The sequence below is a fragment of the Bordetella sputigena genome (assembly GCF_965137885.1).
In the GTDB taxonomy this organism is placed as follows: domain Bacteria; phylum Pseudomonadota; class Gammaproteobacteria; order Burkholderiales; family Burkholderiaceae_B; genus Bordetella_C; species Bordetella_C sputigena.
Genome location: NZ_CBCSCA010000001.1, coordinates 172,456 through 199,039, shown reverse-complemented (window position 1 = coordinate 199,039; position 26,584 = coordinate 172,456). Strand labels below are relative to the sequence as shown.

Annotated in this window: 25 protein-coding genes; 15 read left to right on the top strand and 10 right to left on the bottom strand. The window is 67.7% G+C overall.

Translation table 11 applies throughout. The features are described 5' to 3' along the window. Positions 1 to 40: 40 nt before the first annotated feature. The 5 genes from ACNA0R_RS00950 to ACNA0R_RS00930 form a co-directional block, all read right to left on the bottom strand. Positions 41 to 1,273 (bottom strand): ABC transporter substrate-binding protein, encoded by a 1,233-nt coding sequence (locus ACNA0R_RS00950; protein ID WP_415824004.1) that lies wholly within the window; start codon positions 1,271 to 1,273, stop codon positions 41 to 43. A gap of 85 nt (positions 1,274 to 1,358) precedes the next feature. Next, complete coding sequence (locus tag ACNA0R_RS00945) at positions 1,359 to 2,066, bottom strand: ABC transporter ATP-binding protein (RefSeq protein ID WP_415824003.1); 708 nt, start codon at positions 2,064 to 2,066, stop codon at positions 1,359 to 1,361. Continuing rightward, positions 2,059 to 4,116, bottom strand: a complete 2,058-nt coding sequence (locus ACNA0R_RS00940) for a branched-chain amino acid ABC transporter ATP-binding protein/permease (protein ID WP_415824002.1) — start codon at positions 4,114 to 4,116, stop codon at positions 2,059 to 2,061. Before ACNA0R_RS00940 ends, ACNA0R_RS00945 begins: the two co-directional genes overlap by 8 nt. Then, positions 4,113 to 5,075: a branched-chain amino acid ABC transporter permease gene (locus ACNA0R_RS00935; protein WP_415824001.1), complete on the bottom strand. Its 963-nt coding sequence runs from the start codon at positions 5,073 to 5,075 to the stop codon at positions 4,113 to 4,115. The genes ACNA0R_RS00940 and ACNA0R_RS00935 overlap by 4 nt, the downstream gene beginning before the upstream one ends. Before the next feature lie 163 nt (positions 5,076 to 5,238). After that, entirely contained in the window at positions 5,239 to 5,982 is a 744-nt protein-coding gene (locus ACNA0R_RS00930; protein ID WP_415824000.1) for an SDR family NAD(P)-dependent oxidoreductase, read from the bottom strand. Between the two features lie 261 nt (positions 5,983 to 6,243). Between ACNA0R_RS00930 and ACNA0R_RS00925 the strand changes: the two genes are divergently transcribed. The 3 genes from ACNA0R_RS00925 to ACNA0R_RS00915 all read left to right on the top strand — a co-directional run bounded on the left by ACNA0R_RS00925 (position 6,244) and on the right by ACNA0R_RS00915 (position 10,696). Beyond that, complete coding sequence (locus tag ACNA0R_RS00925) at positions 6,244 to 7,737, top strand: glucosyltransferase domain-containing protein (protein WP_415823999.1); 1,494 nt, start codon at positions 6,244 to 6,246, stop codon at positions 7,735 to 7,737. 218 nt (positions 7,738 to 7,955) lie between these two features. After that, on the top strand, positions 7,956 to 9,383 hold the full coding sequence (locus ACNA0R_RS00920) for a sensor histidine kinase (protein ID WP_415823998.1): 1,428 nt from the start codon (positions 7,956 to 7,958) through the stop codon (positions 9,381 to 9,383). Beyond that, positions 9,380 to 10,696 carry a sigma-54-dependent transcriptional regulator gene (locus tag ACNA0R_RS00915; RefSeq protein ID WP_415823997.1) on the top strand — a complete coding sequence of 439 codons (1,317 nt, stop codon included), beginning with the start codon at positions 9,380 to 9,382 and terminating at the stop codon, positions 10,694 to 10,696. The genes ACNA0R_RS00920 and ACNA0R_RS00915 overlap by 4 nt, the downstream gene beginning before the upstream one ends. Before the next feature lie 52 nt (positions 10,697 to 10,748). On the opposite strand, the gene ACNA0R_RS00910 is transcribed toward ACNA0R_RS00915, so the two are convergent. After that, positions 10,749 to 11,177 (bottom strand): hypothetical protein, encoded by a 429-nt coding sequence (locus ACNA0R_RS00910; protein ID WP_415823996.1) that lies wholly within the window; start codon positions 11,175 to 11,177, stop codon positions 10,749 to 10,751. 214 nt (positions 11,178 to 11,391) lie between these two features. Between ACNA0R_RS00910 and gspG the strand changes: the two genes are divergently transcribed. From gspG to gspF, 11 genes are read left to right on the top strand one after another with little or no spacing between them, the layout of a single operon-like run. Further along, complete coding sequence (gene gspG, locus ACNA0R_RS00905) at positions 11,392 to 11,820, top strand: type II secretion system major pseudopilin GspG (RefSeq protein WP_415824448.1); 429 nt, start codon at positions 11,392 to 11,394, stop codon at positions 11,818 to 11,820. After that, entirely contained in the window at positions 11,792 to 12,403 is a 612-nt protein-coding gene (locus ACNA0R_RS00900) for a prepilin-type N-terminal cleavage/methylation domain-containing protein (RefSeq protein WP_415823995.1), read from the top strand. The genes gspG and ACNA0R_RS00900 overlap by 29 nt, the downstream gene beginning before the upstream one ends. Then, positions 12,400 to 12,771 carry a type II secretion system minor pseudopilin GspI gene (gene gspI, locus ACNA0R_RS00895; protein WP_415823994.1) on the top strand — a complete coding sequence of 124 codons (372 nt, stop codon included), beginning with the start codon at positions 12,400 to 12,402 and terminating at the stop codon, positions 12,769 to 12,771. The genes ACNA0R_RS00900 and gspI overlap by 4 nt, the downstream gene beginning before the upstream one ends. Further along, positions 12,768 to 13,487: a PulJ/GspJ family protein gene (locus tag ACNA0R_RS00890; protein ID WP_415823993.1), complete on the top strand. Its 720-nt coding sequence runs from the start codon at positions 12,768 to 12,770 to the stop codon at positions 13,485 to 13,487. The genes gspI and ACNA0R_RS00890 overlap by 4 nt, the downstream gene beginning before the upstream one ends. Further along, a complete protein-coding gene (gene gspK / locus ACNA0R_RS00885; RefSeq protein ID WP_415823992.1) occupies positions 13,484 to 14,479 on the top strand; it encodes a type II secretion system minor pseudopilin GspK in 996 nt (331 codons plus the stop codon). The genes ACNA0R_RS00890 and gspK overlap by 4 nt, the downstream gene beginning before the upstream one ends. Continuing rightward, on the top strand, positions 14,476 to 15,651 hold the full coding sequence (gene gspL, locus ACNA0R_RS00880; protein ID WP_415823991.1) for a type II secretion system protein GspL: 1,176 nt from the start codon (positions 14,476 to 14,478) through the stop codon (positions 15,649 to 15,651). Before gspK ends, gspL begins: the two co-directional genes overlap by 4 nt. Further along, on the top strand, positions 15,648 to 16,250 hold the full coding sequence (gene gspM, locus ACNA0R_RS00875; protein ID WP_415823990.1) for a type II secretion system protein GspM: 603 nt from the start codon (positions 15,648 to 15,650) through the stop codon (positions 16,248 to 16,250). The genes gspL and gspM overlap by 4 nt, the downstream gene beginning before the upstream one ends. Before the next feature lie 43 nt (positions 16,251 to 16,293). Continuing rightward, positions 16,294 to 17,043 carry a type II secretion system protein N gene (gene gspN, locus ACNA0R_RS00870; RefSeq protein WP_415823989.1) on the top strand — a complete coding sequence of 250 codons (750 nt, stop codon included), beginning with the start codon at positions 16,294 to 16,296 and terminating at the stop codon, positions 17,041 to 17,043. A gap of 15 nt (positions 17,044 to 17,058) precedes the next feature. Continuing rightward, the gene (gene gspD, locus ACNA0R_RS00865) at positions 17,059 to 19,869 is read left to right on the top strand and encodes a type II secretion system secretin GspD (protein WP_415823988.1); all 2,811 of its coding nucleotides are present in this window, start codon (positions 17,059 to 17,061) and stop codon (positions 19,867 to 19,869) included. A 19-nt stretch (positions 19,870 to 19,888) separates the two neighbouring features. Beyond that, on the top strand, positions 19,889 to 21,307 hold the full coding sequence (gene gspE / locus ACNA0R_RS00860; RefSeq protein WP_415823987.1) for a type II secretion system ATPase GspE: 1,419 nt from the start codon (positions 19,889 to 19,891) through the stop codon (positions 21,305 to 21,307). Between the two features lie 42 nt (positions 21,308 to 21,349). Further along, a complete protein-coding gene (gspF, locus tag ACNA0R_RS00855) occupies positions 21,350 to 22,561 on the top strand; it encodes a type II secretion system inner membrane protein GspF (RefSeq protein WP_415823986.1) in 1,212 nt (403 codons plus the stop codon). Positions 22,562 to 22,582: 21 nt separating this feature from the next. Here gspF and ACNA0R_RS00850 read toward each other — a convergent pair whose 3' ends face one another. The 4 genes from ACNA0R_RS00850 to ACNA0R_RS00835 form a co-directional block, all read right to left on the bottom strand. Next, positions 22,583 to 23,185, bottom strand: coding sequence for a hypothetical protein (locus tag ACNA0R_RS00850; RefSeq protein WP_415823985.1), 603 nt, complete (start codon positions 23,183 to 23,185; stop codon positions 22,583 to 22,585). Between the two features lie 52 nt (positions 23,186 to 23,237). Beyond that, positions 23,238 to 23,744: a hypothetical protein gene (locus tag ACNA0R_RS00845; protein ID WP_415823984.1), complete on the bottom strand. Its 507-nt coding sequence runs from the start codon at positions 23,742 to 23,744 to the stop codon at positions 23,238 to 23,240. Positions 23,745 to 23,827: 83 nt separating this feature from the next. Beyond that, the gene (locus ACNA0R_RS00840; protein WP_415823983.1) at positions 23,828 to 24,256 is read right to left on the bottom strand and encodes a hypothetical protein; all 429 of its coding nucleotides are present in this window, start codon (positions 24,254 to 24,256) and stop codon (positions 23,828 to 23,830) included. Between the two features lie 174 nt (positions 24,257 to 24,430). Next, positions 24,431 to 25,222 carry an AraC family transcriptional regulator gene (locus ACNA0R_RS00835; protein WP_415823982.1) on the bottom strand — a complete coding sequence of 264 codons (792 nt, stop codon included), beginning with the start codon at positions 25,220 to 25,222 and terminating at the stop codon, positions 24,431 to 24,433. A gap of 99 nt (positions 25,223 to 25,321) precedes the next feature. On the opposite strand from ACNA0R_RS00835, the gene ACNA0R_RS00830 reads away from it, so the two are divergent. Further along, positions 25,322 to 26,557: an MFS transporter gene (locus tag ACNA0R_RS00830; protein ID WP_415823980.1), complete on the top strand. Its 1,236-nt coding sequence runs from the start codon at positions 25,322 to 25,324 to the stop codon at positions 26,555 to 26,557. Positions 26,558 to 26,584: the final 27 nt, after the last annotated feature.

Sequence of the window (26,584 nt, the reverse complement as noted above, 5' to 3'; positions counted from 1 at the left end):
GCGGTAACCCGGCAGGGGCGGCGCGCGCCGCCCCCGGGCATTACTTCTTGCCGGGCCATATGGGCGGCGCGATCGCCAGGTTCTCCGGATACACGGTCACGGGCACGCCGTTCTGCCATTGGATGATGGTCAGCGACGCCCCCACGCGGTGTCCGGCCTCGTCGAACTTCAATTCCCCGCCGGGGAAATAAGGCGTGGGCCCTTCGTTCAGGCTGCGCATCGCCTGCGCCACCGATTCGCGGTCCGCCTTGCCGGCCTTCTCCAACGCCGCCTTGATGATCCACATATCGCCATAAGTGGAGATGGCGTTCTGGGTCATCCAGGGCTCCTTGTATTCGGTCTTCATGCGCTGGATCAGCTTCTCCTGCCCCTTCGCGCCCCAGTTCGCCACCGCCGACATCACGCCATTCAGCAGTTGCGGACTGACCGTGTTGAGCACGTCGGGCTCCGCGATCGCGATGCCGAAAGAGATCACCGGGATGCGCACATTGGTTTCGTTCATCTTCTCCAGGATCAGCTTCGCGTCCGAGATCACCGTCGGCAGGAAGAACACCAGATCCGGCCGTCGCGACCGCACGCGCTGTATCAGCGATGACGCATCGGAAAGCGGCGGCGTGAAGGTCTCGTCCACCACCAGCTCAAGATTGTTTTTCTGCAGCAGGCCGTCCTTCATCGCCTTCACCGACGACAGGGAGGCGGCCGTATTGTCGGTCAGGATGGCGACGGTCTTCGGCCGCTTGCCGGAGGCCTTCTCCGCCAGTTCCAGGATGATGGGCAGCGCGATGTCCGCCTGCCGTCCCGCCGTCGCCGAGGTCTGGAAGATGTACTTGAAGCCGCGCCCCGTGATCTGGTCGGAGTACGACAAGGTCAGCATCGGCAGCTTGGCGCGCTCCGTCACTTCCGTCACCGCCAGCGTGAAGGAACTCAGGTAGGCGCCCGTGGCCGCCACCAGATCCGGATAGTCGGCCACCATCCGTTGCGCCGCGCTCTTGGACTTTTCCGTCGAATCGCCCGAGTCCACCACCACCAGTTTCAGCGGCGCGCCGCCCAGCGCTTTGATACCGCCTTGCGCGTTGATGTCGGCAACCGCCATCTCCGCGCCCATCCGCATCACCTGGCCCGGCCTGGCATACAGGCCGGACATGGGCGCGATCAGGCCCACGCTGACCGGCTTGGGATCGGCCGCGCGCGCGGGCGCCGCCATGCCTGCCGCAAACAACAGCCCGCACAGGGCCGCCGCGCCCAGCAGGCGCGGTCTCTTCGAAGTGTTCATGGTCTCCTCCTGTTAGCCCGGTCTACGGGTCTCAAGGTTCTCTGCGCATGCACACGCCCTCCCGATGCGGGAATGGCGCGTCCGTTTACATACCCAGGTATGCGCGGCGGACACGGTCGTCCGCCTGCAGGGTTTCGTGCGTGCCCGCCAGCGCCACGCGGCCGGTTTCCAGCACATAGGCGTGATCGGCGAACTGCAGCGCCTCGGCCACCCGCTGCTCCACCAGCAGTATGGTCAGGCCCGCATCGCGGCGTATATCGATCAAACGCTCGAAAATGAAGTCCGCGATCGCCGGCGACAGGCCCATCGACGGCTCGTCCAGCATCAGCAGGCGCGGCGACGAGGCCAGCCCGCGGCCGATCGCCAGCATCTGCTGCTCGCCGCCGGACAGCGTGCCCGCCAGCTGCCTGGCGCGTTGCGGCAACACCGGGAACCACTCGTAGATGCGCCGCAGATTGCGCTGCCAATCGCGCCGGCCGGCTGCCGTATAGGCGCCCATCTCCAGGTTTTCCTGCACCGTCATCGACGAAAAAACCTGGCGTCCTTCGGGCACGTGGGCAATGCCCAGATGGGGACGCCGGGCCGGCGGCACCGACAGCAGGTCCCTGCCGTCGAAACGGATCGCGCCCGACATCGCCGGCACCGTGCCGGAGATGGTCTTGAACAACGTGCTCTTGCCCGCGCCATTGGGGCCGACGATGGAGACGAACTCGCCGGCGCCGACCTGGATGGAGACATCGTGCAGCACGGGCAGCGCGGCATAGCCGGCCACGAGACTCTGGATCTCAAGCATCCTTGGCGCTCCACTTTTTACCCAGGTAGGCCTCGACCACGCGCGGGTCGCGGGTGATGGAAGCGGGATCGCCCATGACCAGCACCTCGCCATGGTCCAGGACCAGGAACTGGTCGACCAGCCGCACCATGGCCTGCATGGTGTGTTCGATGATGACGATGGTCACGCCGTCGCGCGACAGCGAGCGGATCACCGCCAGCACGTCGTCGACCTCGCCGGCGCCCAGGCCGGCCAGCGTTTCGTCCAGCAGCAGCAGATCGGGTTGCCCCGCCAGCGCGCGCGCCAGTTCCATCAGCCGCAGCTGCCGCGTGGTCAAGGTCGACGCGACCTGGTCGGCGCAGTCGGCCAGGCCGACACGCTGAACGGCCTGGCGGGCCAGCTCGCGCGCATGCGCTTCGCTGTCCGCCTTCACATAGGCACCCACCTGCACGTTCTGCAGCACCGTCAGCCGCATGAAGGGGCGCATTACCTGGAAGGTGCGACCCATGCCGGCGGCGCACAGGACGTGGGGCTTGCGGCCCGCCATGTCGACGCCATTGACCAGCACCATGCCGGTGTCCGGACGCAGGAAACCGTTCAGCAGGTTGAACAGCGTGGTCTTGCCGGCGCCGTTCGGGCCGATGATGCCCAGGATCATGCCGCGCCGCACGCTGAAGCTGACGTCGCGCACGGCTTGCAGGCCGCCGAAGCGGCGCGATACGTTGCGCACTTCCAGGATGGGAACGGCGTTGCCGCGGGGCCCGGCATCGGCGCCAGACGTGGCGGCAGCGCCGCGGGCAGGCGTGGCGCCCGTTACCACGCCCGCGGCCTCGGTCGCGGACACGGCTTCGAACGCCATCGGCACGAAGGCGGCCGCCCCGTCGGCCATGCCGCGCAAGGTGGAGGACATGGCCTGGCTGGCCATGCCGCCCGCGGCGAACTGGCCCGGATAACCGGCGCCAGGCTGCGGTTCATGCCGGGCCGCCGCGGAGGACGCGGCTTGCGGCTCGTGTGCGACCGCCGCGGAATGCGCGGCCCGCGTATGACCGGCTGCGCGGTCGTTGTCGGTACGGCCGGCATTCCCATCCGCCGGCAAGCTCGCCGGCATCGCCGGACCAGCGCCCGCGCCGCGGCGACGCAGGTAATCGCGCACCTTCCAGAACACCCCTTCAGGCGCCGCCAGGATCACCGCGATGATCGCGATGCCCAGGATCACCCCCTGTATGCCCGGATAGCGCGCGCCCAGCTCCGCATGCAGCACCTCGCCCAGCGGCACCAGGATGGCCGCGCCTATGATCGGCCCCCATACGCTGCCCACGCCGCCGAACATCGCCACCGTCAGCGCCTGCGCCGACACCAGCATGCCGAACACCGATACCGGGGTAACCACCAGCAGCACGACGGCATAGAAAGCGCCGGTGGCGCCGGCGATGGCGCCGCTCAGGGCAATGGCTTTCAGCTTCCATCGCAGCGTATCGATGCCCGCGGCCTCGGCCGCCGCCTCGTTCTGCTTGATGGCGATCAGCGCCATGCCGAAGCGCGTGCGTTCGACGTAGCGCGTCAGCGCCACGAACAGCACCAGCATGCCCATCGCCACCACGGTGTACATGCCCGGATTGGAAAACTGCATGTAGGCGGCGGCGTTCTCCCGCTTCATCGGGAAGGTCACTTCCTGGTACCCCAGCCACTCGAAGACATACAGCAGCGCCAGGGGATAGGCCAGCATGGCCAGCGCGAAGTAATGCCCGCGCAGGCGGAAGGTCGGCAAGCCGACCAGCAGGCCCGCGACCGCGCCGATGGCGGCCGACACCGGTATCATCAGCCACGGCGTCAGGTTCAGATAGATCTGCCCCAGCACCGCCGCATACGCGCCCAGGCCGAAGAATGCCGCGTGTCCGAAGGACACCAGCCCGGTATAGCCGCTGAGCATGTTCCAGGACAGGCCGAAGCAGGCCCACACCAGCACCAGCGTGAAAATCAGCTGGTGGTAGGTGTTGTCCACCCACAGCGCGATCGCCGGATACGCGACGGCCAGCGCGCACAGAAACCACAGATGGCGGCGCCCGTTCATGTCCGCTCCGCCACGCGGCCGAACAGGCCCTGCGGACGCAGGGTCACGATCAGCAGGAAGAATACGAATATCGCGGCGTTCTGCAGCTGTGTCGGCAGCACCAGCGCGGACAGCTGCTGCACCAGCCCGATCACCATGCCGCCCCAGAACGCCCCCGAAATGCTGCCCATGCCGCCCAGCACCACGCCGGCGTACATGATGATGACGAACTCCAGTCCGACGAAGGGATGAAAGGGAAAATTGGTGGCGAGCAGTCCGCCCGACAATGCGGTCACGCAGGTTCCCAGCGCGAAGGCAATGCGGTAGGCGCGATTGACGTCGATGCCCATGTAGGATGCCGCCACCGGATTGTCCGCCGCGGCGCGCAGCGACTTGCCCAGCCGCGTCCGGTTGACCAGCGCGATCAGCAGCAGGATGGTGGCCACCGAAATCAGCGCCGCGAAACCGCGGCCCTTGTTGACGAACACACTGACGAAGTCGCCCCACAGCGGGCCGATTTCCCAAGCGCTGCTGGACACCGCCGTGCGTATCGACACCAGCTGCGGTCCGAACAGCATCATGGCGCCGTTCTGCAGGATCAGCGCGATGCCCAGCGTCAGGATCAGCTGGGCATAGTGGCCTTCCCCGTCCAGCGCGGCGGTGCGCCCGCCTGTCACCCGCGAGATCAGCAGCCGATGCGCCAGGTAGCCCACCGCGAACATGACCGGAACGGTCAGCAGGATGGAGACGTAGGCCCCCAGCGGCGACCCGGCCAGCACATGGGAACCCAGTGCGATGAAAAAGAAGTAGGCCACATACATGCCCAGCATCATGAAATCGCCCTGGGCGAAATTGATGACGCGCATGATCCCGAAGATCATGGCCAGGCCTACGCACATCAAGCCGTATAGCGCGCCCACCAGCACGCCGGCCGCCAGGGCCTGGAGGAAAGCCTCCAGCTGTATCTGCAATTCCGTCATCGCGTCTCCTTGGAGCAACGCCCGGTTCGCCGGCCGGTCGTTGTGCCTCCGCGTTCTTATCGTGGCGCCGAAGTCCCGCAACCTCGTAACGCTGTACCGGTTCGGCCTGGATCGGTCCGGCCTGGATGGGTCCGGCCTGGACTGGCCCGGCCGACGGCCCCGGTCAATAGCCGCTTATCGTCAGCGCGCCATCCACCTTCAGCGTGACGCCCGCCACCGTGGCGCTTTCCTCCGACGCCAGGAATACCGCGGCGGCGGCGATTTCCGGACCGGTGGGCAGGCGCTTCAGCGGCGTCTTCTGCCGACGGGTTTCCCAGCCCTGCGCATCGATGACGGAACTGGCACCGGGCGTGACGACCGGCCCGGGGGCCAGGGCGTTGACGCGGATGCCGTAGCCGCCCAGTTCCACCGCCTGCTGGCGCGTGAGCGTGTCCAGGGCGCCCTTGATGGAGCTGTACACGGCGGCATGCTTGATGGCGATGGAGACCGCCACCGAAGACAGATTGATCACGGCGCCGCCGCCGCGGGCGATCAGATGCGGCGTCGCGGCCTGCAGGCTCCAGAAAGCCCCTTTCAGGCCTACGTCCAGCATCCTGTCGACGATGTCCTCCGGCATGTCGACCAGGGGGCCGTAATGAAAATAGGCGGCATTGTTCACCAGCACATCCAGGCCGCCCTGGCGCTGCGCGTATCCGCCGATGGCGCTTAGCACGGCGGCGCGGTCCGCCACATTGCAGACCAGCGCCTCGCCGCCCGGCGTTTCCGCCACGGCCTGTGCCAATAGTTCGGCGTTGTAGTCCAGCATGCCGACGCGGGCGCCTTCGCGCGCGTAAGCCTGCGATATCGCCCGGCCTATGCCCCCCGCCGCCCCCGTCACAACCGCAACCTTGCCCTGAAGTCTTCCCATGTCCGCTCCATTGCCTTTGGTGCTGCCGGCGTTTACTTATCGTATTAGACGATGATTGTATTATTGCATTCTCGTTTTCACAATGGGCCGCCGGCTCCGGGTCTACCCTTTGCCCGGGGACCGGACCGGCCGACGCAGCCGGCGACGCCGCCAAGAAAGCGGATCGAAAGCAAGCGTCGGATATCTCTGCCCGACCGGCGTCCGACCTGCTTTAATTGCTGCCGTTTCGCGACATGTCGCAATCCATCGTTCGCAGGCAGCATGCACCCCGACGCCACCCCTACATCCCGCCAGAAGGTCTTCATTGCGGCATTGCTGCTGTACGGCCTGGCCATCTTCTACCCCATACTGCACGCCGACCGCTTCTACATCGACGATCTGGGCCGCGCCAGGACGGGCTATCTGGGTTGGACCACGGACGGCAGGCCGCTGGCCAATGTGCTGGTCGAAACCCTGAACCTGGGCACCCCCATTTCCGACCTTACTCCGCTGCCTCAACTGCTTGCTGCCTTGCTGCTGGCCTACCTTGCGGTGACCGTCGCCAAAAGGTTCGACATACCCGGCACCTGGCGGGCGCCGCTGATCCTGGCCCCTCTCGTCGCCAACCCTTTCTTTCTGGAAAACCTGTCGTACAAGTTCGACGTGCTTCCGATGACGCTGGCGACCGCCCTGTCCTGCATGGCGGTCACCACCATACCCATGACCCGCTGGGGCCGCGTACTGGGGTCGGTGGCCTTGCTGGCCGCTCTATGCCTTTATCAGCCCACGCTCAACGTATTCCTCGTTTTCGTCTTCGCCGAATTTGCGCTTGCCCACCGCGACCTGCCGTCGCCCAGAGCATTGTTCGGGACCTTGGCCATCCGCGGCGCCCAGCTGGCGGCCGCCTTGCTGGCCTATACGATCGTGATCGCCGGCACGGTGAGGGGCCACTATGCAACCGCCCACGGCGCGATCGCGACAATGGGCGCGCTTCCCGGCACGGTGCAAAGCAACCTGGTCGCGTTCTGGCGATACGCCTTGAACCTGCTGCCGGGCCTCTGGACCAAACCGCTGTGGTGGAGCGCCGGAGCCGGCATGCTGGCCGCGATAGGCTGGAGCGTCCGCTACCTCGTAGTGGGATGGAGCCGCGCATCGATACCGGCCAGAATCGCCATGTCCGCCAGCGTGATACTGCTGCCGCTGGCATTCGTGCTCGCGCCCTGGGGACCGATGCTGGCGCTGGAAGCGCCGGTATTCGCGCCCCGCGTCGCCGTCGGACTCGGCGCATTGGGCGCCGCGGGACTGCTGCTGCTGTGGACCGTCCTGCAACGCGTCCGCCTGGCCGCCGCGTGGCAGGTCGCCGCATTGGCGGTATCCGTATACGGCTTGTTCCTGTTCTGCTTTGTGTACGGACAGTCGCTCAAGCAGCAAAAGGACTTCGAGAATCGCATCGCGGCCCAGATTTCCGACGATCTCTACCGGATCGCCGGGCAGCATGCCCTGACGGGCTATATGCTGAAGGGCAGACTGGGGCACGCTGTGCTGCTCCAGCGCACTATTGGCAAGTATCCCCTGATCGGCGCGCTGGTTCCCGTATACCTGACACAGGGCTGGGGATGGGCCGATGATGAGCTACGCAACTTCGGCGTCGAACTCAAGCATGAAATGGCCACGCCGCCGGATATCCCGCGGGACCCGCCGGTGGCCGTGTCGCGCAACTACCGTATCTACCTGGATCACGATATCGCGATCATCGCATTCACGCCGGTGCCGTGATGCAGTCCGCTCCGACCCATACCGCGCCATAACGCGGTGCGTGGCCAGGTCGTACAGATGCGCGGAGTGAACAACGCGAACGCCGCGATGTTCAACAATGTGAACTCCCGTGCCGCGCGGCGCTGATTTCTCCTGGCGGCGCATCAAGGATGGCAGGGTTGGCACGGGTTTTTCCGCGCAGGTCGGCGCTTGCCAAATGCTGCAAGGGCGTGGCCGCCATGGACGGCATAATCGCCCTTTCTCCGCCGCATCGGTTCGTCATGTTCCGCCTGTCCCTCACCGCACGGATTCCGCTTGCGGTTTCTCTGCTCCTTTTCGTCATTTCGGCCGCGCTCATTTCGCTCGCGCTGCACGGCGTGTCGCATCAGTTCGACCGGCAGATCGACAAACTGGGCCAGGTTTACCTGGACGGACTGTCCGCCGCGATCCTGCCGGCGGCGCGAGCCAACGATGGCGAACAAATGGTCGAGGTGCTGAATCGCGCGCTGGATACCCATCTGGGCGTCGTGGACAGGACGCTCGCCGTCGTGGGCGCGGACCAGCGCCTGCTCGCCCACGTCGCGCGCTATCCGGAAGTCGAGGCGGTTCCCCTGGCATCCGTGCGGAAGGAATCGGGGATGTTGGTCGATTTCCATTCCGAAGGGGTGTGGACCTGGCGCTTGCTGGATGCCGGACGACCTGAGCTCGGCACGTTGATCGCCAATCTCGATGTCAGCGACATCCTGCGTCAACGCGCCGGACTGGCTCTCGAACTGGCCTCGGTCGGCATGGCGATAAGCGTGCTTGGCGCGATCATCTGCTACGGCATGGCGAAACGGCTGCAGCAGCCGATTATTTCCCTGACGCAGGCCCTGCGCGCGGCGCGGACGGAGCGTCCGCGCGCGATGACCGCACGCACGTCGGACCCGGAACTGGCCGAATTGATCGCGGCATACAACTGGATGGCGGAGAGCGCCAGCCAGCGTGAAGCGCTGGCGGAAAGGCACGCACGCATTGAACGCGAGGCTGTCCTGGGCCGCATGTCCGCCGCGCTGGCCCACGAGGTCCGTAATCCGCTCGGCGGACTTCGCACCGCGGTACAAACGCTGCGGCAGTTCGGCGATCGTCGCGATGCGAGGGAAGAGTCGCTGGACTTCATCGAACGCGGCGTCGATACGCTGCAGGCCCTGGTGGACGCCAGCCTGCGTACCTTCCGGCCAGGCACCGCGCTGCTGCATAAGACCGACATCTCCGACATCCTCCTCATGGTAAGCGCGCAGGCCGGCAAGCGCCGTATCCACGTGGAATTGCACTGCGATGGCATGGGCTCGCAAGCGCTGCGGCTGCATGCTGCCCATGTCCGGCAGCTCCTGCTGAATCTCGTGCTGAATGCCATCGACGCATCGCCATCCGACACGCGGGTCTCGATCTTCGCCCGCGCGCGTGGCAACGCATTGATGCTGCACGTGGCGGACGCCGGAAGCGGCCTGCCGGTCGAGGCGCGCAGGGCCCTGGCGGGCGCGCGGCCGGATGGCGATGGCCTGGGACTGAGCGTCGTCGCGGACCTTATCACCACCATGAACGGCCGGTTGCGCGTGGCCCGCCACGGCCACGGCACGCGCGTCTCGATCCGCCTTCCATTTACACCGCCCGGAGACTTGTCTTGAACGACATCCAGGTGCTGATCATTGAAGACGACACGCTGCTCGGGGGCGCGCTCTTGCAACGCCTGCGGCTTGAAGGCATCTCCGCGCAATGGGTGGAGAGCTGCGCCCAGGCCGTGGAGATGTTTCGCCGGACGCGCATACGCCCCGCTTTCCTGCTTGCGGACATCCGGCTTCCGGACGGATCGGGCGAGGACTTGTACCGACGGCTTATCCCGTACCTCGCGCGCACGACGGTTGTGTTCGCGACCGCATACGGCGATATTGCCCAGGCAGTGCGCCTGGTGTCGGCCGGCGCGAACGACTATTTGACGAAGCCCTACGATACCGACGCCCTGATCGCGCGCGTGCGGGCGGTCCTGGACGCCGCGCCCGCCGCCGGCATCTTCGACATTCTGGACAATCCATTCTCCCTGGAAGAGGCTACCTACCCGCTGGCGCAAGCGTTGGAGCGGCTGGCCGCCAGCGCCCTGCCCATCCTCTTCCGGGGCGAGACCGGCACGGGCAAGGACCGCGCCGCCAGGTATAGCCATGCGCGCTCGCCGGTTTCCGCGGGTCCCTTCGTCACGGTCAACTGCGCCACGCTGGCGACGGAGCTGCTTGAAAGCCTGTTGTTCGGCCATGTCAAAGGCGCGTTCAGCGGCGCGTGCGCCGCCAGGGAAGGCCTGTTCTCGCAAGCCGCCGGCGGCACGCTTTACCTGGACGAGGTAGCGGATCTCACGCCAAAAGCGCAGGCCATGCTGCTGCGCGTACTCGAAACCGGGGAATACCGCCCTTTGGGCGATTCAGCGAACCGCCGCGCCGATTGCCGCATTCTCGCCAGCACCTGCAACGACCTGGACGCGGGACTGGCGCAGGGAAGCTTCCGCGCCGATCTGTTCTACCGGCTGGCCGTCACCACGCTCGAGCTGCCCGCGCTGAGGCAGCGGCGAGCCGCGATCCCGCTGCTGGCACGCCAGATACTGAAGGAACAGGGCGCGCCGGACTTCCAGTTCCAGCCCGACGCAATGCCGGCGCTGAGCGGATACGACTGGCCCGGCAATATCCGCGAGCTGAAAAACAGGATTGCGCGTGCGATCGTCATGGCGGAAAGCACCATGCTTTCCGCGGCCGACCTGTTCCCTGAACGGCGGCTCTCCGATACGTCGGACCTGGGGGCTGCTCGCCTCGGTGCCGAAATGCGCGCCATCCAGCATGCGTTGTCGGAATCCGGCGGCCACATGGGCCTGGCGGCGAAGCGGCTGGGCATATCCAGAACAACGCTGTGGAAGAAGCTGCGCGCCACACGCGAGGATCCCACGCCGGGCAGCGATTGAATCCGGCCGCCGCGCGGGCCAATACGCGGCCCGCTCCCACCCCGCCACGCCATCACCGAACCGGCACAAATCCCGATGTCTTCAGTTCCGGCAACGCAGCCACGCCGACCCGTATCGCCGTCCCGCTCTGATCGAGCACCACGCCCGCGGACTCGACTTTCGCCAACGTCACCCCATCGGCGATCACCTGCCCCACACGATAGGCGCGCGGCGCCGCCCCATCGATGGCCAGGATGGCGGCACCGCGATCGCCCGCCGCTATCAGGCCCAGCACCGTCACCTTCACCGGCGCCGCCGACGTCCCGAACCAGCGCGCAAGCGCCGTCGTATCCCCCGCGGCCCGCGCCTGCGGCACCAGCAGCGGCGGCAGGCTCGGCGCGCGCGGCGCCAGCAGGATCGCCCCCCAGGTGCCCACGCCCGCGGCCAGCGCCAGAATCGCGGCGCCTTGCGCCAACCGAGCGGAATCGAAGCGTTGCGGCATGGGAACGTTTACAAGGCCGACCGTCCGTCGACATATAGCTGTAACTAGGACCGTAGATTATAGGTTCCCGCATATGACAGATCACCTCAATTGTCGTGACAGCCAGACGCAAGGTAAGCAGCGTCCCGGCCAGCGCACAGCGCGTCGGCGAATGACGATGAAGCCCATGAAACCTTGCTCCCACCGCCCCCCCGCGCCACGGACCCGCCGTCCCATGCGCCGCGGCCACCCGTCCCGCCAGCACGGCTTCTCGCTCATCGAGATCATGGTCGTCGTCGTCATCATGGGGATCCTGGCCGGCCTGGTCGTCCCGAACCTGCTGCGGCGTCCCGACCAGGCGCGCGTCGTCGCCGCGCGGCAGGACATCTCCAGCCTCTATCAGGCACTCAAGCTGTATCGACTGGACAACGGCCACTACCCCAGCGCACAGCAAGGCCTGCAGGCCCTCGTCCGGCAGCCGTCCGATGAAAAGCTGTCAGGCTGGCACAGCTATCTGGACCGCTTGCCCAATGATCCCTGGGGTCATCCCTATCAGTACCTGAACCCCGGCGTCAAAGGCGAGATCGACGTGTTTTCCCTGGGTGCCGATAACAAACCCGGCGGCGAAGACAGCGATGCGGACATCGGATCCTGGAGCCTTTGACGGCTCGCCGCGCCGGCAACGTCAACGCCAGGCCGGCTTCAGCCTGATTGAAATGCTGGTGGTGGTGGCCATCATCGCCATCATGACGGCCGGCATCAGCCTGGCCATGCCGCGCCGTGGCGACCAGCCGCTGGCGCGCGACGCCCGTCGGCTGGAGTTGCTGTTCGCCCAGGCGCAGGCCGAGGCCCGCGCGGGCGGCCGCGCCATCACCTGGCGCGCCGATGAAAACGGCTACCGCTTCATGCGCGGCCCGGTGTGGCAGGTTGGCGATGCGGGCGGCGCCACGCCCGCCGTTGCACGCGCCTCCATAACCGAATCGCCGCGGCTGGATGAATTCCAGCAGGACGAATCGTTGCGCCCGCGACGATGGGAAGCCGGCCACGTACGCGTGCGGGTCTATAGCGGCGGTACATCCGCCGGGGTAGCCGCCGACGCCGAAGATCCGGCCGCGGCGGGCGATCACGCCGCCGCCGTCTTCACGCCCGAATGGATCGAGCCGCCCATGCGGGTCGAGCTCGGCGACGATTTCCGGCGCATCGACATCGTGCGCGACGCCGCCGGGCGCTATGCGACGCATCCATGAACAAACGCGGCCAACAGCAAGGGTTTTCGCTGCTGGAAGTCCTGGTGGCGCTGGTCATCATCGCCATCGCGCTGGGCGCCTGCGTACGCGCCGCGGGACAGATGGCGACGAGCCAGGCGGCGCTGCGCGAGCGCGCGCTGGCGCTGGTGTCGGCGGAAAACACGCTGGCCCAACTGCGCGCCCAGCGCCTCTATCCGCCGCTGGGCCGCAGCAGCGAGCCTTGTCCGCAAGGCCCGCTGGCGCTGACCTGCGACATCTCCATCGAGGCGACGTCCAATCGCGGCTTTCGCCAGGTCACGGTGCGCGTGATGGGCGCCGACAAAAACCTGTTGTCGGAACTACGCGGGTTGGCGGTCGCGCAGCCATGATGAAGAACATGGCGTCGAAGGCGTGGAGGACGCGCGCAATATCGCCGCGGACGCGGGGGCCTCTTGAACGACGCGCCACACGAACAGCGCGGAGCACGCGCGCAACGCGCGCGCGGCGCCAACGCGGCTTCACGCTGATCGAGGTGCTGGTGGCCGTGGCGCTGATGGCCATCGTCAGCGTGATGTCGTGGCGCGGCCTGGACAGCGTGGTCCGCGCGCGCGACCACATGCAGCGCGAATCGGACCGCGACGACGCCTTGCTGCGCGTGCTCGGCCAGCTGCAACAGGACGTGCGCATGCGCGCGCCCGACGCGGTATTGAACGGCGGCATCGCTAACGCCACCGCCAGGCAGGCACTGCCCGCCGCCATCAGCATCGACACGGCGTCCGGCGCGCAGGAGGTGGAGATCGTGCGCGGACCCGCGCCGGCCGGCCGATGGCAGCGCGTGCGCTGGTGGCGCGACGGCGACACCCTGCGGCGCGCCAGCGGCAACGGCGGCGACAGCTTCCCGCTGCCCCGTCCGGGCGCCGGCGCGGACGTACTGGACGGCGTGGTCGCCTTCGGCCTGGAAGCCTGGATCCCCGGACGTGGCTGGACCGCCTTGCCCGCCAGGCAATCGACGGCGGCGGTCACGGCACTGGCCTTCGTGCTGCGCCTGGCCGGCGCCGCGCCGGGCACGACGCAAACGTATCGCCGCGTGGTGGCCCTGCCATGAAGCGCATGCAACGCGCCAGGCAGCAAGGCATGGCCGTCATCGCGGCGCTGCTGGTGGTGGCCGCGGCCGCCGTCATCGCCACCACCATGCTGGACGGCCAGACCACCTACACGCGCATCCTGCAAAGCGAAAAAGCGCGCACGCAGGCGCACTGGCTGTTGATGGGGGGCATGGACTGGGCCCGTCTCACGCTGCACACCGACGGCAAGCGCAGTCCGACCACACGCCCGGACCAGCTGTGGGCCACTCCCATCGTCGACCTGCGGGTCAGCCAGGACGACCAGGCGGACGCCGCGTTGTTTTCCGGGCGCATCGACGACGAGCAGGGCAAGTACAACCTGTGGAACCTGGCGCGCTCGGGACGGGTCGACCCGCGCCAGGTCGCGGTGCTCGAACGACTGCTGCAGGCCCTCGACCTGCAGGCTTCCGCCGCGCCCCTGATCGCTCGCCGTATCGCGCTCAGCCAGGCCTTGCCGGGCGGCGCTGACGGAACGGACGGTCCCGACGGCGGGAACGGCACCGATGATCGAGGCGGCGCGGGCAACACGTCGGCGGCCGGCGTCGCGGGCTCCCAGCGATCGCCCGGCCTGCAATCGGTGGATGACCTGCGCGGCATCGCCAGACTGGATCAGCAGGCGGTGGATCGCCTGCGCTGCTGCGTCACCATCCTGCCCGCCCGCACCGCGGTGAACGTCAATACCGCGCCGCCGGAAGTGCTGCATGCCCTGATCGGACCGCTGTCGCTGGGCCATGCCATGGCCTTGGTGGCGGACCGCGAGCGCGGCCGCTACTTCAACGACGAAGCGGACTTCGTGAACCGGTTGGCGAACCCCGACATCAAGCTGGCCGACGATAGCGTGGAGACCGGCAGCCAATGGTTCGGTGTGACCGGCGTGGTACGCCTGGGCAGCGCCACGGTGGCGATGCGCGCGCTGCTGCGCCGCGATGAAAGCCAGGCCACCCGTGTCGTCTGGATAAGGGAAATGAATTGAAGACCGCCCTGCGCCTGGCCCTGCCGCCGCTGCGCACGCTGAACGCCGAGACGCCTGTCGCCTTCGTCCTGCTGGACCGCGATCGCCGCATCCTGCGCGAAGGCGAACTGCCCTTGCGCGAAATCGCCGTCGTTACGCCAGCCGCACGTGTCGAGGCGGTGCTTCACCCCCTCGATACGGTCGATACCTGCATCGCGCTGCCGCCGCTGCGGGGCGATCGCCTGCGGGCCGCGGCGGTCGCGCAAGTCGAACCGCTGACGCTGTCTCCGACCGATGACCTGGCGATCGCCTTCGGTCCGCGCGATAGCGCGGGCCAGGCGCCGGTGGCCTGGACGGACCGCGCGACGCTGGCGCGCGGCTGGGCCGTGCTGGCGGAAGCGGGCTTCGATGTGGCGGCGCTTTATCCCACGAACGTCGTGGCGCCCGCGGTTATGGCCGATGACGCCCCCATGCCTTCCCCGGCAGCCACCGCGCATGGCGACGTATCGCCGTCGCGTGCACGTGCGGCGCAAGGCGACCCGGCGGCCGCGAGGGAGGCGACACCGCGTGGCACGGAGCCGGTGAGCGCCGCTCCGCTGTGCCTGCCCGCCGACGCGCGCTGGCGCCAGCCGTCGCCCGCCTGGTCGCTCGCGTTGCCCGAACTGCGTCCCGCCGTGCGCGGCGGCCAGCGCTGGCGCGTGCCGTTGATGTGGACCGCCGGCGCGCTGGCCGTCTGGCTGGGCGGCCTGAACATCCATGCCGCGCAACTGGCCGGCGAAGGCGCCGCGCTGCGGCAGGCAATGAATAGCCGCGTGGCCAGCGCATTCCCGGACCTTCCCGTCATCATCGATCCGCTCAAACAGGCGCAGCAGCGGGTAGACGCCCTGCGCGCGGCGCGCGGCGCGGCCAGCGACGACGACTTCATGCCGCTGGCGCTGGCCGCGGCCACACTGCTGCCCGCCGGCACGCTGCAACTGGCCACGCTGTCGTATCAGGACGGCGTGCTCGCCATCGACGTCGACGACAACGGACGCGCGCCGCCCGCCGCCAACGGGGCGCCGCAGCGCCAGGCCACCGCGATGGGCCTGACGCTGGAAGCCACCAAGACAGGCTGGAAGCTGGCCCCCACACGCCTGACCGGCGCCGGCGCCAACGGCGACGGCATCCGCATCGCACCGGAGCGCCAGCCATGAAGGCACGCGTGCGGACCCTGCCCCGCCCGACGCTGCCGCCCGCGCTGCTGGCGCGCGGGCAGGCCGCGCGCCAGCACGCAGCGTCATACTGGACCCGACTCAGCACGCGCGAACGACGCCTGGTACGTGCCCTGGCCGGCGTCATCGTCGCCGCGCTGCTGTTCACGATCGCGTTGCGGCCGGCATTGCGCGATATCGCCCAATGGCAGGATGAGCTTCCGAGGCTGCGCACCCAGGCCGCCGCCATCGACGCGCTGGTCCAGGAAGCCCAGGCCCTGAAACGCGAGCAAGGCAAGCGCATCGCCGCGAACGATATGGAAGACGCGCTGCGCGCCAGCCTGGCGCGAGGCGGACTGGGCGGCACGCTCCAGGTCGACAGACTGGAGGACGGCAAGCGCTGGCGTATCGCCTTCGAGGGCGTGTCGGCGGCGGCGCTGTTCGACTGGCTGGCGCACGCGCCAGCGCAGCTGCATCTGCGCCTGGCGCAGGTCAAGCTGGCGCGGCCGCGCGACTCGCTCGGGCGGCCCGTGCCCGCGCACGTGTCCGGTTCATTGCAACTGCGCGACGGCGGCGCTCCCGACCATGGCGGCCGCTCATGAACAGGCCGCCCGTGCAAAGGCCGCTGATGAAAAAGGAGCGCTCATGAAGCCCCGCCGCTGGCTGCTGCCCGCCGCCGCGGTCTGCGTGGCGCTCGTCGCGGCGCTGGCCGTCCTGCCCGCGCGCTGGCTGCTGCGCGCGTTCCCCACGGATGGCCCCATCACCGTGGTCGACGCCGCGGGCAGCATCTGGAACGGCCAGGCGCAAGTCGCGATCGGCGCGCCCGGTCTGCGCCGCACGCTGCCCGAGCCCTTCAGCTGGCGCTGGCACTGGGTCTCCGGCATCGGCCCCGCCGCGCAGCTCGCCCATCCCTGGCTGGCGACACCCGTCGAAATGGCGCCCGGACCACATGGCATCCGCATGGGCCAGGGACGATTGACCCTGCCCGCCGATGCGCTGACCGCCATCGGCGCGCCGCTGAACACCCTGGAGCCCGGCGGCCAGCTTGCGCTGGCCTGGCCCGCCCTGGAACTGGGCGCCCTGCCTCCCGCCGCATCGCCACTGCAGCTGACATGGACCCAGGCGTCCTCTGCGCGGGTGCGCGTGCAACCGTTGGGCGACTACCAGGCATCGCTGTCGGCCGACGCCCAGGGCCGCCCGGACCTGCGCATCCGCACCCTGCGCGGCGCCCTGCGCCTCGATGGCCACGGCCAGGACCAGTCAGGCCGCTGGCGCTTCGTTGGCCAGGCCGGCCCCGCGCCGGACACCGATACCGCCACGCGCGATGCGCTGGAGCCGCTGTTGAGCGCGCTGGGCAGCTACCGCAATGGCGTTTCACAACTGCGATTTCCCTGATTACCGAGCCGCTCGATGAATCCCCCTCATGTATCCCGCAAGCGCCACGCCGCCACCGGCCTTGTCCGCCGCATCCGCCACGCAGCCGCCCGGCCGCCACGGCGCCTGGCGCCCGCCGCGCTCGCGACACTGCTGGCGCTGGGCGGATGTGCCGCGCCGGACAAGCAGGCGGCTCCGCCTCCGGTACCCGACAGCCCGTTGATCAGCGCCGCGGCCAGCCAACCCGACATGGGCGCCTCGCGCACGCGCCGCACCGATACGCCCACCGCACCGGCCCCGCGCGACCTGGGGCCGCTGCACGTCCGCGTCAAGGTCAACGGCAAGGAAGTCGACGGCAACGCCATCGCCGCCGACGGCGCCGGCAGCCAGAACACCGAGCCGGTGCAGCTCAATTTCGTCGATGCCGACCTGCCCAACGTCGTGCGCGCCATGGCCCGCTACACCGGCCGCAACTTCGTCGTCGATCCGCGCGTCAAGGGCCAGCTGACGCTGGTCTCCGAGCGCCCGGTGGATCCCAACACCGCCTACGACATGCTGCTGGGCGCGCTGCGCATGCAGGGCGTTGCCGTCATCGACGTCAACGGCGTCAGCCGCGTCGTGCCGGAAGCCGACGCCAAGCTGCAGGGCGTGCCCGTCGCCGAAAGCGGCCAGCCCGCGACGTCCGGCGGCCTGGTGACGCGGGTCTTCCGCCTGCAGTACGAGAACGCCACCAATCTCCTGCCCGTGCTGCGGCCGATGATCGCGCCGAACAATCCGATCAACGCCTATCCCAACAACAACACCCTGGTCGTCACGGACTACGCCGACAACATGGCGCGCATCGCCAAGGTGATCGCCGAGATCGACAATCCGGATTCGCTGTCGGCCGACGTCATCCCGGTACGCTATGGCATCGCTTCCGACATCGCGCCGGTGGTGGGCGGGATGATGGACACGCGCGGCGGCAACGATCCCAGCCAGCAAGTCACCGTGGCCGCCGATCCGCGCAGCAACAGCGTCCTGGTCCGCGCATCCAACCCGGCGCGCGCGCAACTGGCGCGTGAACTGGTCATGCGCCTGGACAATCCGCAAACCCGCGCCGGCAATCTGCACGTGGTCTACCTGCGCAACGCACAGGCGGTAAAACTGGCCGGCGTGCTGCGTGGCGCCTTGACCGGCCAGTCCGACAATCGCGGCGGCGGCGCGGCCGGCGCGTCCAACAGCGCATCGGGCAGCGATTACGGCAGCAACCCCTTCCGCGGCGGCACCTCGGTGATGAACCCGTCGCAATCGGTCCAGACGCAGAACGCGCTGGGCACCGGCGCGACCGGCGCCAATGCCTCGCAACGCTTCGGCCAGAACGGCGACAACGGCGACCGCGACGCACAGGGCAATGCGTTCTCGGTCAACGGCGCCACCATCACCGCCGATCCGACCACCAATACGCTGATCATCTCCGCGCCGGAACCGCTCTACCGCAGCCTGCGCGAAGTCATCGACGAGCTCGACCAGCGCCGCGCCCAGGTGCTGGTCGAAAGCCTCATCGTCGAGGTCTCCAGCGACGATGCCGCCCAGTTCGGCATCCAGTGGATGTTCGGCGGCAACGGCTTCAACGGCAACGGCAGCGCGGTATTCGGCGGCACCAACCTGAACGGCAGCGGCCTGAACCTGTCATCCGGCACCGCGACCACGCTGGACGCACTGGGCAGCGGCCTGAACGTCGGCCTGGTCAAGGGCACGGTGGACGCCCTCGGGCACCAGGTCATCAATCTGGGCGTGCTGGCGCGCGCCATGCAGGGCCAGCAAGGCACGAACATCCTGTCGACACCCAACCTGCTGACGCTGGACAACGAACAGGCCAGCATCATCGTCGGCCAGACCGTGCCCTTCGTGACCGGTTCGTACGTGACCAACTCCGGCGACGGCTCGGGCAATCCCTTCCAGACCATCGAACGCGAGGACGTCGGCCTGACCTTGAAGCTGCGTCCGCAGATTTCCGAAGGCGGCACCGTCAAGCTCGACCTATATCAGGAAGTCAGCAGCATCGACAACACCACCACCAGTACCGCCGGCATCATCACGCGCAAGCGCGCGCTCGATACCAGCGTGCTGGTCGATGACGGGCAGATCATCGTGCTGGGGGGTCTGCTGGAAGACTCAGGTTCCGATGGCACGCAATCGGTGCCCATACTCGGCGACCTGCCCGTCATCGGCTCGCTGTTCCGCTATACCAACCGGCATCGCACCAAGACCAACCTGATGATTTTCCTGCGTCCGCACATCGTGCGCGGCACGAATGACAGCCGCCGCCTGACGCTGGACCGCTACGACTATATGCGCCGGGTGCAGGACAACGCGCGGACGCCGCACAGCTGGCCGCTGCCGGACGTCGATTCGCCGCAGCTTCCCACGCTCGGCACGGACGGCCAGCCCCTGTCGTCGCGGCCGCTGGACCTGCGCCCCAGCAGCGCCGACCAGACCTTGCGCCAGGACCCGCCACCCACCGTCACCGATACGCGGGTCTATCCGCCGGCGCCGCGCCTGCCGGCGCCCCCGACGTCGATGGAAGGCCTGCCCGCCGTCGCCAGCCAGTTGGGCGCCGGCAAAGGCAAGGGCGATAACGGCGGCCAGGCGCTGGTACTGCAGATCGCCCGCGCCGACTCGCAAGCCCAGGCGCAGCAGATCGTGCAACGGGTATCGAGCACCGGCCTGCAGGCCTATACCCAGCTGGCGCCCGGCGGCGCGAGCGTGCTGGTGCGCACGCGCGTCGCGCGCGATCCGGCAACGGCCGGCGCGGCCGCGGAGCTGCTGACCAAGCTGGGCTATCAGCCGGAGACGGTACGGTAACGCCACTGGAAACCACGCGATGACACCCCTGCCCTATGCCTGGGCCCGCGCGCAGCGCGCCCTGCTGACGATACGCCCGGAAGGCGCGCAACTGACGTTCAGCCCGCGCACGCCGGCCTGGGCGCGCGCCGAAGCACGTCGCCACCACCCGCTGGCGCAGGTACGCGAGATCGCCGACGACGAACTGGAAACGCTGCTGGCCGCCGCCTACGCCCAGGCCGGCGATGCGGCCAGCGTGGTCGCCGCCTCGGAAAACGAGATCGACCTGGATCGCCTGATGCAGGACATCCCCGAGATCGAGGACCTGCTCGACACCCAGGACGACGCGCCCGTCATCCGCATGATCAACGCACTCTTCACCCAGGCCGCGCGCGACGGCGCCAGCGATATCCATATCGAAGCCTTCGAAACCCACTCGATGGTGCGCTACCGCGTCGACGGCACGCTGCGCGACGTCGTCAGTCCACGGCGCGCGCTGCATCATGCGCTGATCTCGCGCATCAAGATCATGGCCAATCTGGACATCGCCGAAAAACGCCTGCCCCAGGACGGCCGCATCGCCCTGCGCGTCGGCGGGCGGCCCATCGACGTGCGCGTGTCCACGCTGCCCACCGGCCATGGCGAACGGGCCGTGCTGCGCCTGCTGGACAAGGAAGCCGGCCGTCTGCGCCTGGAAAGCCTGGGCATGGCGCCCACCGTGCTGGCACGGCTGGACAGGCTGATCCACCAACCGCACGGCATCGTGCTGGTCACCGGGCCGACCGGCAGCGGCAAGACCACTACGCTGTACGCCTCCCTGGCGCGCCTGGATGCCGCCACCACCAACATCCTGACGGTCGAAGATCCCATCGAATACGACTTGCCCGGCGTCGGGCAGACGCAGGTAAACGCGCGCATAGACCTGAGCTTCGCGACCGCGCTGCGCGCCATCCTGCGCCAGGACCCGGACGTGGTCATGATCGGCGAAATCCGCGACCTGGAAACGGCGCAGATCGCCGTGCAGGCGTCGCTGACGGGCCACCTGGTGCTGGCCACGCTGCACACCAACGATTCCATATCGGCGATCACGCGCCTGACCGACATGGGCGTCGAACCTTTCCTGCTGTCCTCGTCGCTATTGGGCGTGCTGGCGCAGCGGCTGGTGCGGCGCCTTTGCCCGCACTGCAGGCAACCGGCCGCCGATGGCCGCCAGGCCTGGCGCGCCGGGGGCTGCCCCGAATGCGGACACACCGGATACAGCGGCCGCACCGGCATCCACGAGCTGTTCGTCATCGACGAAGCAATACGCCGGCTGATGCATGACGGCGCCGGCGAACCGGCCATGCGCCGCGCCGCCGAGGCCGCCGGCATGCGCACGATGCGCCAGGACGGCCAGCGCTGGGTCGATGCCGGAGAGACCTCCGCGGAAGAGATCCTGCGCGTCACGCGCGACGATTGAGGCGCGCCGCGCCTGCCCCAAATCACCTTACCGTCACGTCCCATGCCCTCCTACAACTTCGAAGCCGCCGATGCCACGGGCCGCCTGGAACGCGGCATGATAGACGCCGACTCGCCGCGCGGCGCGCGCAACGCCCTGCGCGCGCGAGGGCTGACGCCGCTGAACCTGCGCGACGCCTCCGGCCGCCATCGATCCGGATCTTCGCGCTGGCTGGGCAAGCATCTCAGCGACGTCGAACTGGCCTGGCTGACGCGCCAGATCGCCAGCCTGCTGGCCGCACGGCTGCCGCTGGACGCCGCATTGACCGCCACCCTGGAACAGGCCGAAAAGCGCCACGTCGCCCAGGCGCTGTCCGCCGTGCGCGCCGACGTGCGCGCGGGCCATCGCCTGGCCGACGCGCTGGCGTCGCGGCCGCGCGACTTCCCGGAGATCTATCGCGCGCTCGTTGCCGCCGGAGAGGAATCCGGCGACCTTTCGCTGGTCATGGAACGACTGGCCACCTACGTCGAGCAGCGCAACGCCCTGCGCGGCAAGGTGCTGACCGCCTTCATCTACCCCGCCATCGTCGCCGTCGTATCGGTCGGCATCATCTTCTTCCTGCTGGGCTTCGTGGTACCGCAGGTCATCGGCGCGTTCAACCAGACGCATCAGCAGTTGCCGCTGATCACCCGCGTCATGGTGGCGCTGAGCGACATCGTGCGCGATTGGGGCGCCATCGGCGTCACCGTGGCGATCGCCGCCTTCGCCGCATGGCGCTGGAGCCTGCGCGCCGCGCCGGCGCGCCTGCGCTGGCACGCGCGCATGCTGCGGCTGCCCATGGCCGGCCGCTTCGTGCTGGAAATGAACGCCGCGCGGTTCGCGTCGACGCTGGCCATCCTGTCCGGCAGCGGCGTTTCGCTATTGCGCGCCCTGCAAGCCGCGGCGCAAACACTGACCAATGACCGTTTGCGCGCGGCGGTGGCCGACGCCACCGATCGGGTACGGCAAGGCGCGGCCCTGGCGGCCTCGCTGCAGACGCAGAAAACTTTCCCGCCGCTGCTGGTGCACCTGATCGCCAGCGGCGAACGCACCGGCGAACTCGCGCCCATGCTGGACCGCGCCGCCGCCACCCTGTCCGCCGACCTGGAACGTCGCGCCATGGCCATGACCGCGCTGCTGGAACCGTTGATGATCCTGATCATGGGCGGCGTGGTGCTGGTGATCGTACTGGCGGTGATGATGCCCATCATCGAAATCAACCAGATGGTGCAATAGCGCCGCTGCAGCACTGCCGCGTCATTGCATACGCAGTTTCGGGCTCCTGGAATACACCACCTTGGTGATTATCGGATTCCCATTCCTTGGCTTTGTGGGGATAGGCAGCGGGACGCGCGGGCTCGCTTTCGTTTGGGATGGATCGGCCACGTACCAATAATTGGGCCCGTCGTATCCGTAGACGACAAAATAACGCGGCTGGTACATGTCGCCGGCGCGTTGCTCACCCCAACCCACCACGACCGGCGCATTCACCCGGATCTGCTGGCGTATGGTCGGCAGGCTTTGCGCGACGTTCAGGTTCCGCGTATTCAAGCTGGCGTAGACCATGGTCACTTGCATGGACAGTTCCGGGGCGCCGGACACATCGACGGTTTCGAAGCCGGGCCCTCTGGCACGGATCATTATGTCGCCCTGCGACCATGGCAGGACCTTGTTATTCTTTCCCAGCGGTCCGGTGTTGTTGTAGTTACCTATCATCGCTGCTACCGCCAGCCAGCTCCACTGGGACTTCTGCTGACGCTGGAAATACTTCGGGAATCCGGTTATGACGTAATGACCGATGCCGGCATCGGTAGCCGGGCCGCCGGCCGCCGGCTGATCTTGATTTTGGTCCGGGTCCAAGGTCCTCTCCCCATCCGAGTTTCGTGTGGTCTACATAGACGAGGATCACATCTCAATCGACGGCAATGGACGGGTCCCAGAAGAACGGCACGTTCTCCTGCGATAAGCCGTTGACCGTCAATAAGGCCTTGATCCGGTAGGTGCAGGAGCTGGCGTTCAATATCTGTCCAACGAAGAGCTGGCCAGCGGTGTCGCGCATTCTCGGCTCGCCGGCGCTGGTGAAGACATCGCTTCCGCCCAGGACCTCGAAGCCGATGATCTTGACGGTGTCCTGCGTGGTGGAATCGACCGGCCCGATGGTCCAGGCGATGAAATCCTCCAGCCGCGCCACCGTGTGCAATTCATAGCCCCCCTCGCCGCTGCTGCCGTTCGCGCCACGGTTGTCCATCATGTATACGCCGTTGGAAACCACCCCGTTCGACGCCGGCGCTACCGATGCCACATAGGCGGTATCGACGAGAATCCGGATCACGGTCTGCGGATTATCCGGACCGTAGCCTTTGCCCGTCACGGCAAGGGGATTCACTTTGGAATTCTGGCCTGTCGCTTTCGAGTCCATATTTCACTCCGATGTGATATCAGCCAAACGCTAGGCCAGGCGCCGCCCCGCACGCGGATGGCACACAACCCCGTGGCGCCGCATCACCGCACCACAATACTGGGCTTCGGGCTCAGCGTCATGACGTCGCCGTTTTCGAGCTGGGCGAAGATGTCCACGGTGTAGCCTAGGGCGCTGCACGCCTGTTCCGCGATTCCCGTAAAGACCACCGGCCCCGCGTCGGAATCCGGCGCGATCGCGGGCGTACCCGTGAAGCCCCACGCCTGGATCGAGCTGATCGACTGGATCTGGAATGTCGACTTGGAAGCCGGATTCAAAGGCTCCACCCGCCAGCAGATCTTGTCGTTGGTATCGGCCACGGTATTCAGGCTCGCGCTCCCCTGCGCGCCGCTCCCTTCGGAGACCTGGTTGTCAACGATATAGACGCCGGCTACCGAGCCGTCCTGGATCTCGTTGTCATCGATAAGGATGCGGATATGGATATCGCAGTCCGTACTGGCTGGGTTGGCCATGTTGATCTCCGTTATATGGGCCGCACTGGGGCGATGACGACGTGAGGACGACACCCGCGGCGTATCGTCACGCTAGCAAAAGCAACGCCGCACGGATCGCCTTGCCGCCATAACCTTTTGTATCGGCGTGAAATTCGACGGCCCTTCGCCCGCGGCAATCGCGGCGGCGGCCGCTTACGTCGGCCGCGACTGGGCCGCGGCGTCGCGCAGATACGCGCGCGGGGTCTGTCCCAGCATTTTTTTGAAGAAGGCGATGAACGCGCTATCGCTGGAGAACCGCAGTTCCGCCGCGACATAGGAGATGCCGTGGCCTATCGCCAGCAACTCTATCGCCCGCATCAGCCGCCACTGCTGCCGCCATTGCTGATACCCCATGCCGGTCTGCTTCTGGAAGATCCGCGTGATGGTCTTCCCGCTCGCGCCGACCCTGGCTTCCAGCACCGCGAGTTCCGGCGGCATGCGCTCGGGGTGGGCGGTCAGCCGTGACAAGCGGCGGTCGCTGGGCAGCGGCAGCAACATGGGCTCCGTACGCGCGCGTACGATCTCGTCCATGCATAGACCCAGCAGATGCACATAACGGCCTTTGGTCCATATCTGCCTGAAGCTCGCCACCGCGATGGGTTCGAGCACCGCCTGCAACAGCGGACTGACCTCGATGATGCGTATCTCGGCCGGCAACCGCGCGGCCAGGTCGGGGCGGAAATACAGCGACCGATAGTCGACCACCGTGCGCATCATCGCCCGGTGTGGCGTGCCGCCGGGTATCCATGCCGCGCGTGAAGGCGGCAACAGGCACAGCCGGTCCGCCAGCGTGATGCGTATGCAGCCCTGGCGCGCATACAGCAGCTGCCCACGTTGATGGACATGACGGCCGGAATCGTGTTCCGCCAGCGTAGCGGCGAGCCCGAGCACCTCCGCCGGATAGGCGTCGGGATCGAAAGCGTGAGTCGCGCGCAGCCATGCCATGGCACGGGATTGTCCGATTTCCGATGTTTCCTGTCCAACTGCTTGTGACCGGACACGCGCGCCATCGGGACAATGACGGTTTTCAAGGCTTTCCCCGTCATGCGGCCCACCCTCTCATCGTCACGGCATACCGCCTTTTTGCCATTGAGCATCTGCCTGCTGATGTTCCCCCAGTTCGCCCAGACGCTCTACAGCCCCGCCATCGCCGACTTCACGCGCGCTTTCTCCGTCGCGCCGGAAATCGCCTCGCAGGCCCTCACGGTGTTCTTCCTATTCTTCGCGCTCGGCGTCGCCGGCTGGGGCTGGGCCTGCGACCGCATGGGCCGACGTCCCGCGATGCTGTGCGGCCTGGCGTTATACGCGGCCGCTTGCGTCATGGCCACGCTGGTGGCCAGCTTCAGCGGCCTGCTGGTCGCGCAAGCGCTGGCTGCCTCGGGCGCGGCCGTCGGTTCGGTCGTCACCCAGACGCTATTGCGGGACCGCTACAGCGGCGCCGAACTGGCACGGATCTTCTCCACGGTCGGCATGGCGTTGGCGGTCAGTCCCGCGATCGGACTGTACGTCGGGACCTGGATCGTGCGGCAGTTCGGCTACAAGGGCACGACACTGTCCCTGCTCGCACTTTCCATGGCCCTGCTCGCCTGGACGGCGGTGTCATTGCCGGAGACCCGGTCCCGTTCCGCCTTTCCGGCGCGGTCGCGACCGGCGCGAACGTCGACCCAGGCATCCGGCTCCCGCGGGCCGCTATGCCTGGCCATGGCGCTCGACGCGGCGATCTGGCGGTCCGCCACGCTGGTCGCGGCGTTCAATGTCGCGCTGTACAGCTACTACGCGCTGGGTCCGTTCATCTTCGAACGGCAGCATATGAGCACGTCGCTTTACGGCTACAGCGGCATCGCCCTTGCCATGGGCAGTTGCATGGGCGCATGGTTGAACAAGAGACTGCTCACGATAGGCGTGCCGGGCGCCAGCCTGACCGCGCGGGCGGCCCTCCTTACCTTGGGCGCCGGGTTATCGCTCCTGTTCACGCAGGACACACCGTGGTTCCTGGCATCCATGCTGGTCGTCGTAATGGCCTTCGGCATGGCGATACCCAATGTCCTGGGACAGGCGCTGGATGCTTACCGCGGCCGGCTGGGCGCGGCGGGCGCATGGTTCGGCCTGGCGTATTACCTGATGATAGGCGCCGGCATGCTGCTGGTCGGCTGGACGCAGACGCTGGCCGGCACCGTCGTCGCCTGCGGCGCCCTGGCGACCGCCGCCTGCGTGGGCGCGCGCCGCGCCGCCAGGGGCCGCGGCATCGACGGCACGACACCGCGTGAAACCGGAATTTGATGAAAATTCGACGCGCCGGAATCGACA

What these genes read in the sequence shown, in the direction of transcription:
- gspK (WP_415823992.1), top strand. Translation starts at nt 13,484, where the DNA reads ATGAAGCGCATGCAACGCGCCAGGCAGCAAGGCATGGCCGTCATCGCG.
- gspE (WP_415823987.1), top strand. Translation starts at nt 19,889, where the DNA reads ATGACACCCCTGCCCTATGCCTGGGCCCGCGCGCAGCGCGCCCTGCTG.
- ACNA0R_RS00940 (WP_415824002.1), bottom strand. Translation starts at nt 4,116, where the DNA reads ATGAACGGGCGCCGCCATCTGTGGTTTCTGTGCGCGCTGGCCGTCGCG.
- ACNA0R_RS00935 (WP_415824001.1), bottom strand. Translation starts at nt 5,075, where the DNA reads ATGACGGAATTGCAGATACAGCTGGAGGCTTTCCTCCAGGCCCTGGCG.
- ACNA0R_RS00900 (WP_415823995.1), top strand. Translation starts at nt 11,792, where the DNA reads ATGCGGACATCGGATCCTGGAGCCTTTGACGGCTCGCCGCGCCGGCAA.
- gspG (WP_415824448.1), top strand. Translation starts at nt 11,392, where the DNA reads ATGCGCCGCGGCCACCCGTCCCGCCAGCACGGCTTCTCGCTCATCGAG.
- ACNA0R_RS00910 (WP_415823996.1), bottom strand. Translation starts at nt 11,177, where the DNA reads ATGCCGCAACGCTTCGATTCCGCTCGGTTGGCGCAAGGCGCCGCGATT.
- ACNA0R_RS00945 (WP_415824003.1), bottom strand. Translation starts at nt 2,066, where the DNA reads ATGCTTGAGATCCAGAGTCTCGTGGCCGGCTATGCCGCGCTGCCCGTG.
- ACNA0R_RS00930 (WP_415824000.1), bottom strand. Translation starts at nt 5,982, where the DNA reads ATGGGAAGACTTCAGGGCAAGGTTGCGGTTGTGACGGGGGCGGCGGGG.
- ACNA0R_RS00830 (WP_415823980.1), top strand. Translation starts at nt 25,322, where the DNA reads ATGCGGCCCACCCTCTCATCGTCACGGCATACCGCCTTTTTGCCATTG.
- ACNA0R_RS00840 (WP_415823983.1), bottom strand. Translation starts at nt 24,256, where the DNA reads ATGGCCAACCCAGCCAGTACGGACTGCGATATCCATATCCGCATCCTT.
- ACNA0R_RS00845 (WP_415823984.1), bottom strand. Translation starts at nt 23,744, where the DNA reads ATGGACTCGAAAGCGACAGGCCAGAATTCCAAAGTGAATCCCCTTGCC.
- gspI (WP_415823994.1), top strand. Translation starts at nt 12,400, where the DNA reads ATGAACAAACGCGGCCAACAGCAAGGGTTTTCGCTGCTGGAAGTCCTG.
- ACNA0R_RS00925 (WP_415823999.1), top strand. Translation starts at nt 6,244, where the DNA reads ATGCACCCCGACGCCACCCCTACATCCCGCCAGAAGGTCTTCATTGCG.
- gspD (WP_415823988.1), top strand. Translation starts at nt 17,059, where the DNA reads ATGAATCCCCCTCATGTATCCCGCAAGCGCCACGCCGCCACCGGCCTT.
- gspM (WP_415823990.1), top strand. Translation starts at nt 15,648, where the DNA reads ATGAAGGCACGCGTGCGGACCCTGCCCCGCCCGACGCTGCCGCCCGCG.
- ACNA0R_RS00920 (WP_415823998.1), top strand. Translation starts at nt 7,956, where the DNA reads ATGGACGGCATAATCGCCCTTTCTCCGCCGCATCGGTTCGTCATGTTC.
- ACNA0R_RS00950 (WP_415824004.1), bottom strand. Translation starts at nt 1,273, where the DNA reads ATGAACACTTCGAAGAGACCGCGCCTGCTGGGCGCGGCGGCCCTGTGC.
- ACNA0R_RS00835 (WP_415823982.1), bottom strand. Translation starts at nt 25,222, where the DNA reads ATGGCATGGCTGCGCGCGACTCACGCTTTCGATCCCGACGCCTATCCG.
- ACNA0R_RS00890 (WP_415823993.1), top strand. Translation starts at nt 12,768, where the DNA reads ATGATGAAGAACATGGCGTCGAAGGCGTGGAGGACGCGCGCAATATCG.
- gspN (WP_415823989.1), top strand. Translation starts at nt 16,294, where the DNA reads ATGAAGCCCCGCCGCTGGCTGCTGCCCGCCGCCGCGGTCTGCGTGGCG.
- gspF (WP_415823986.1), top strand. Translation starts at nt 21,350, where the DNA reads ATGCCCTCCTACAACTTCGAAGCCGCCGATGCCACGGGCCGCCTGGAA.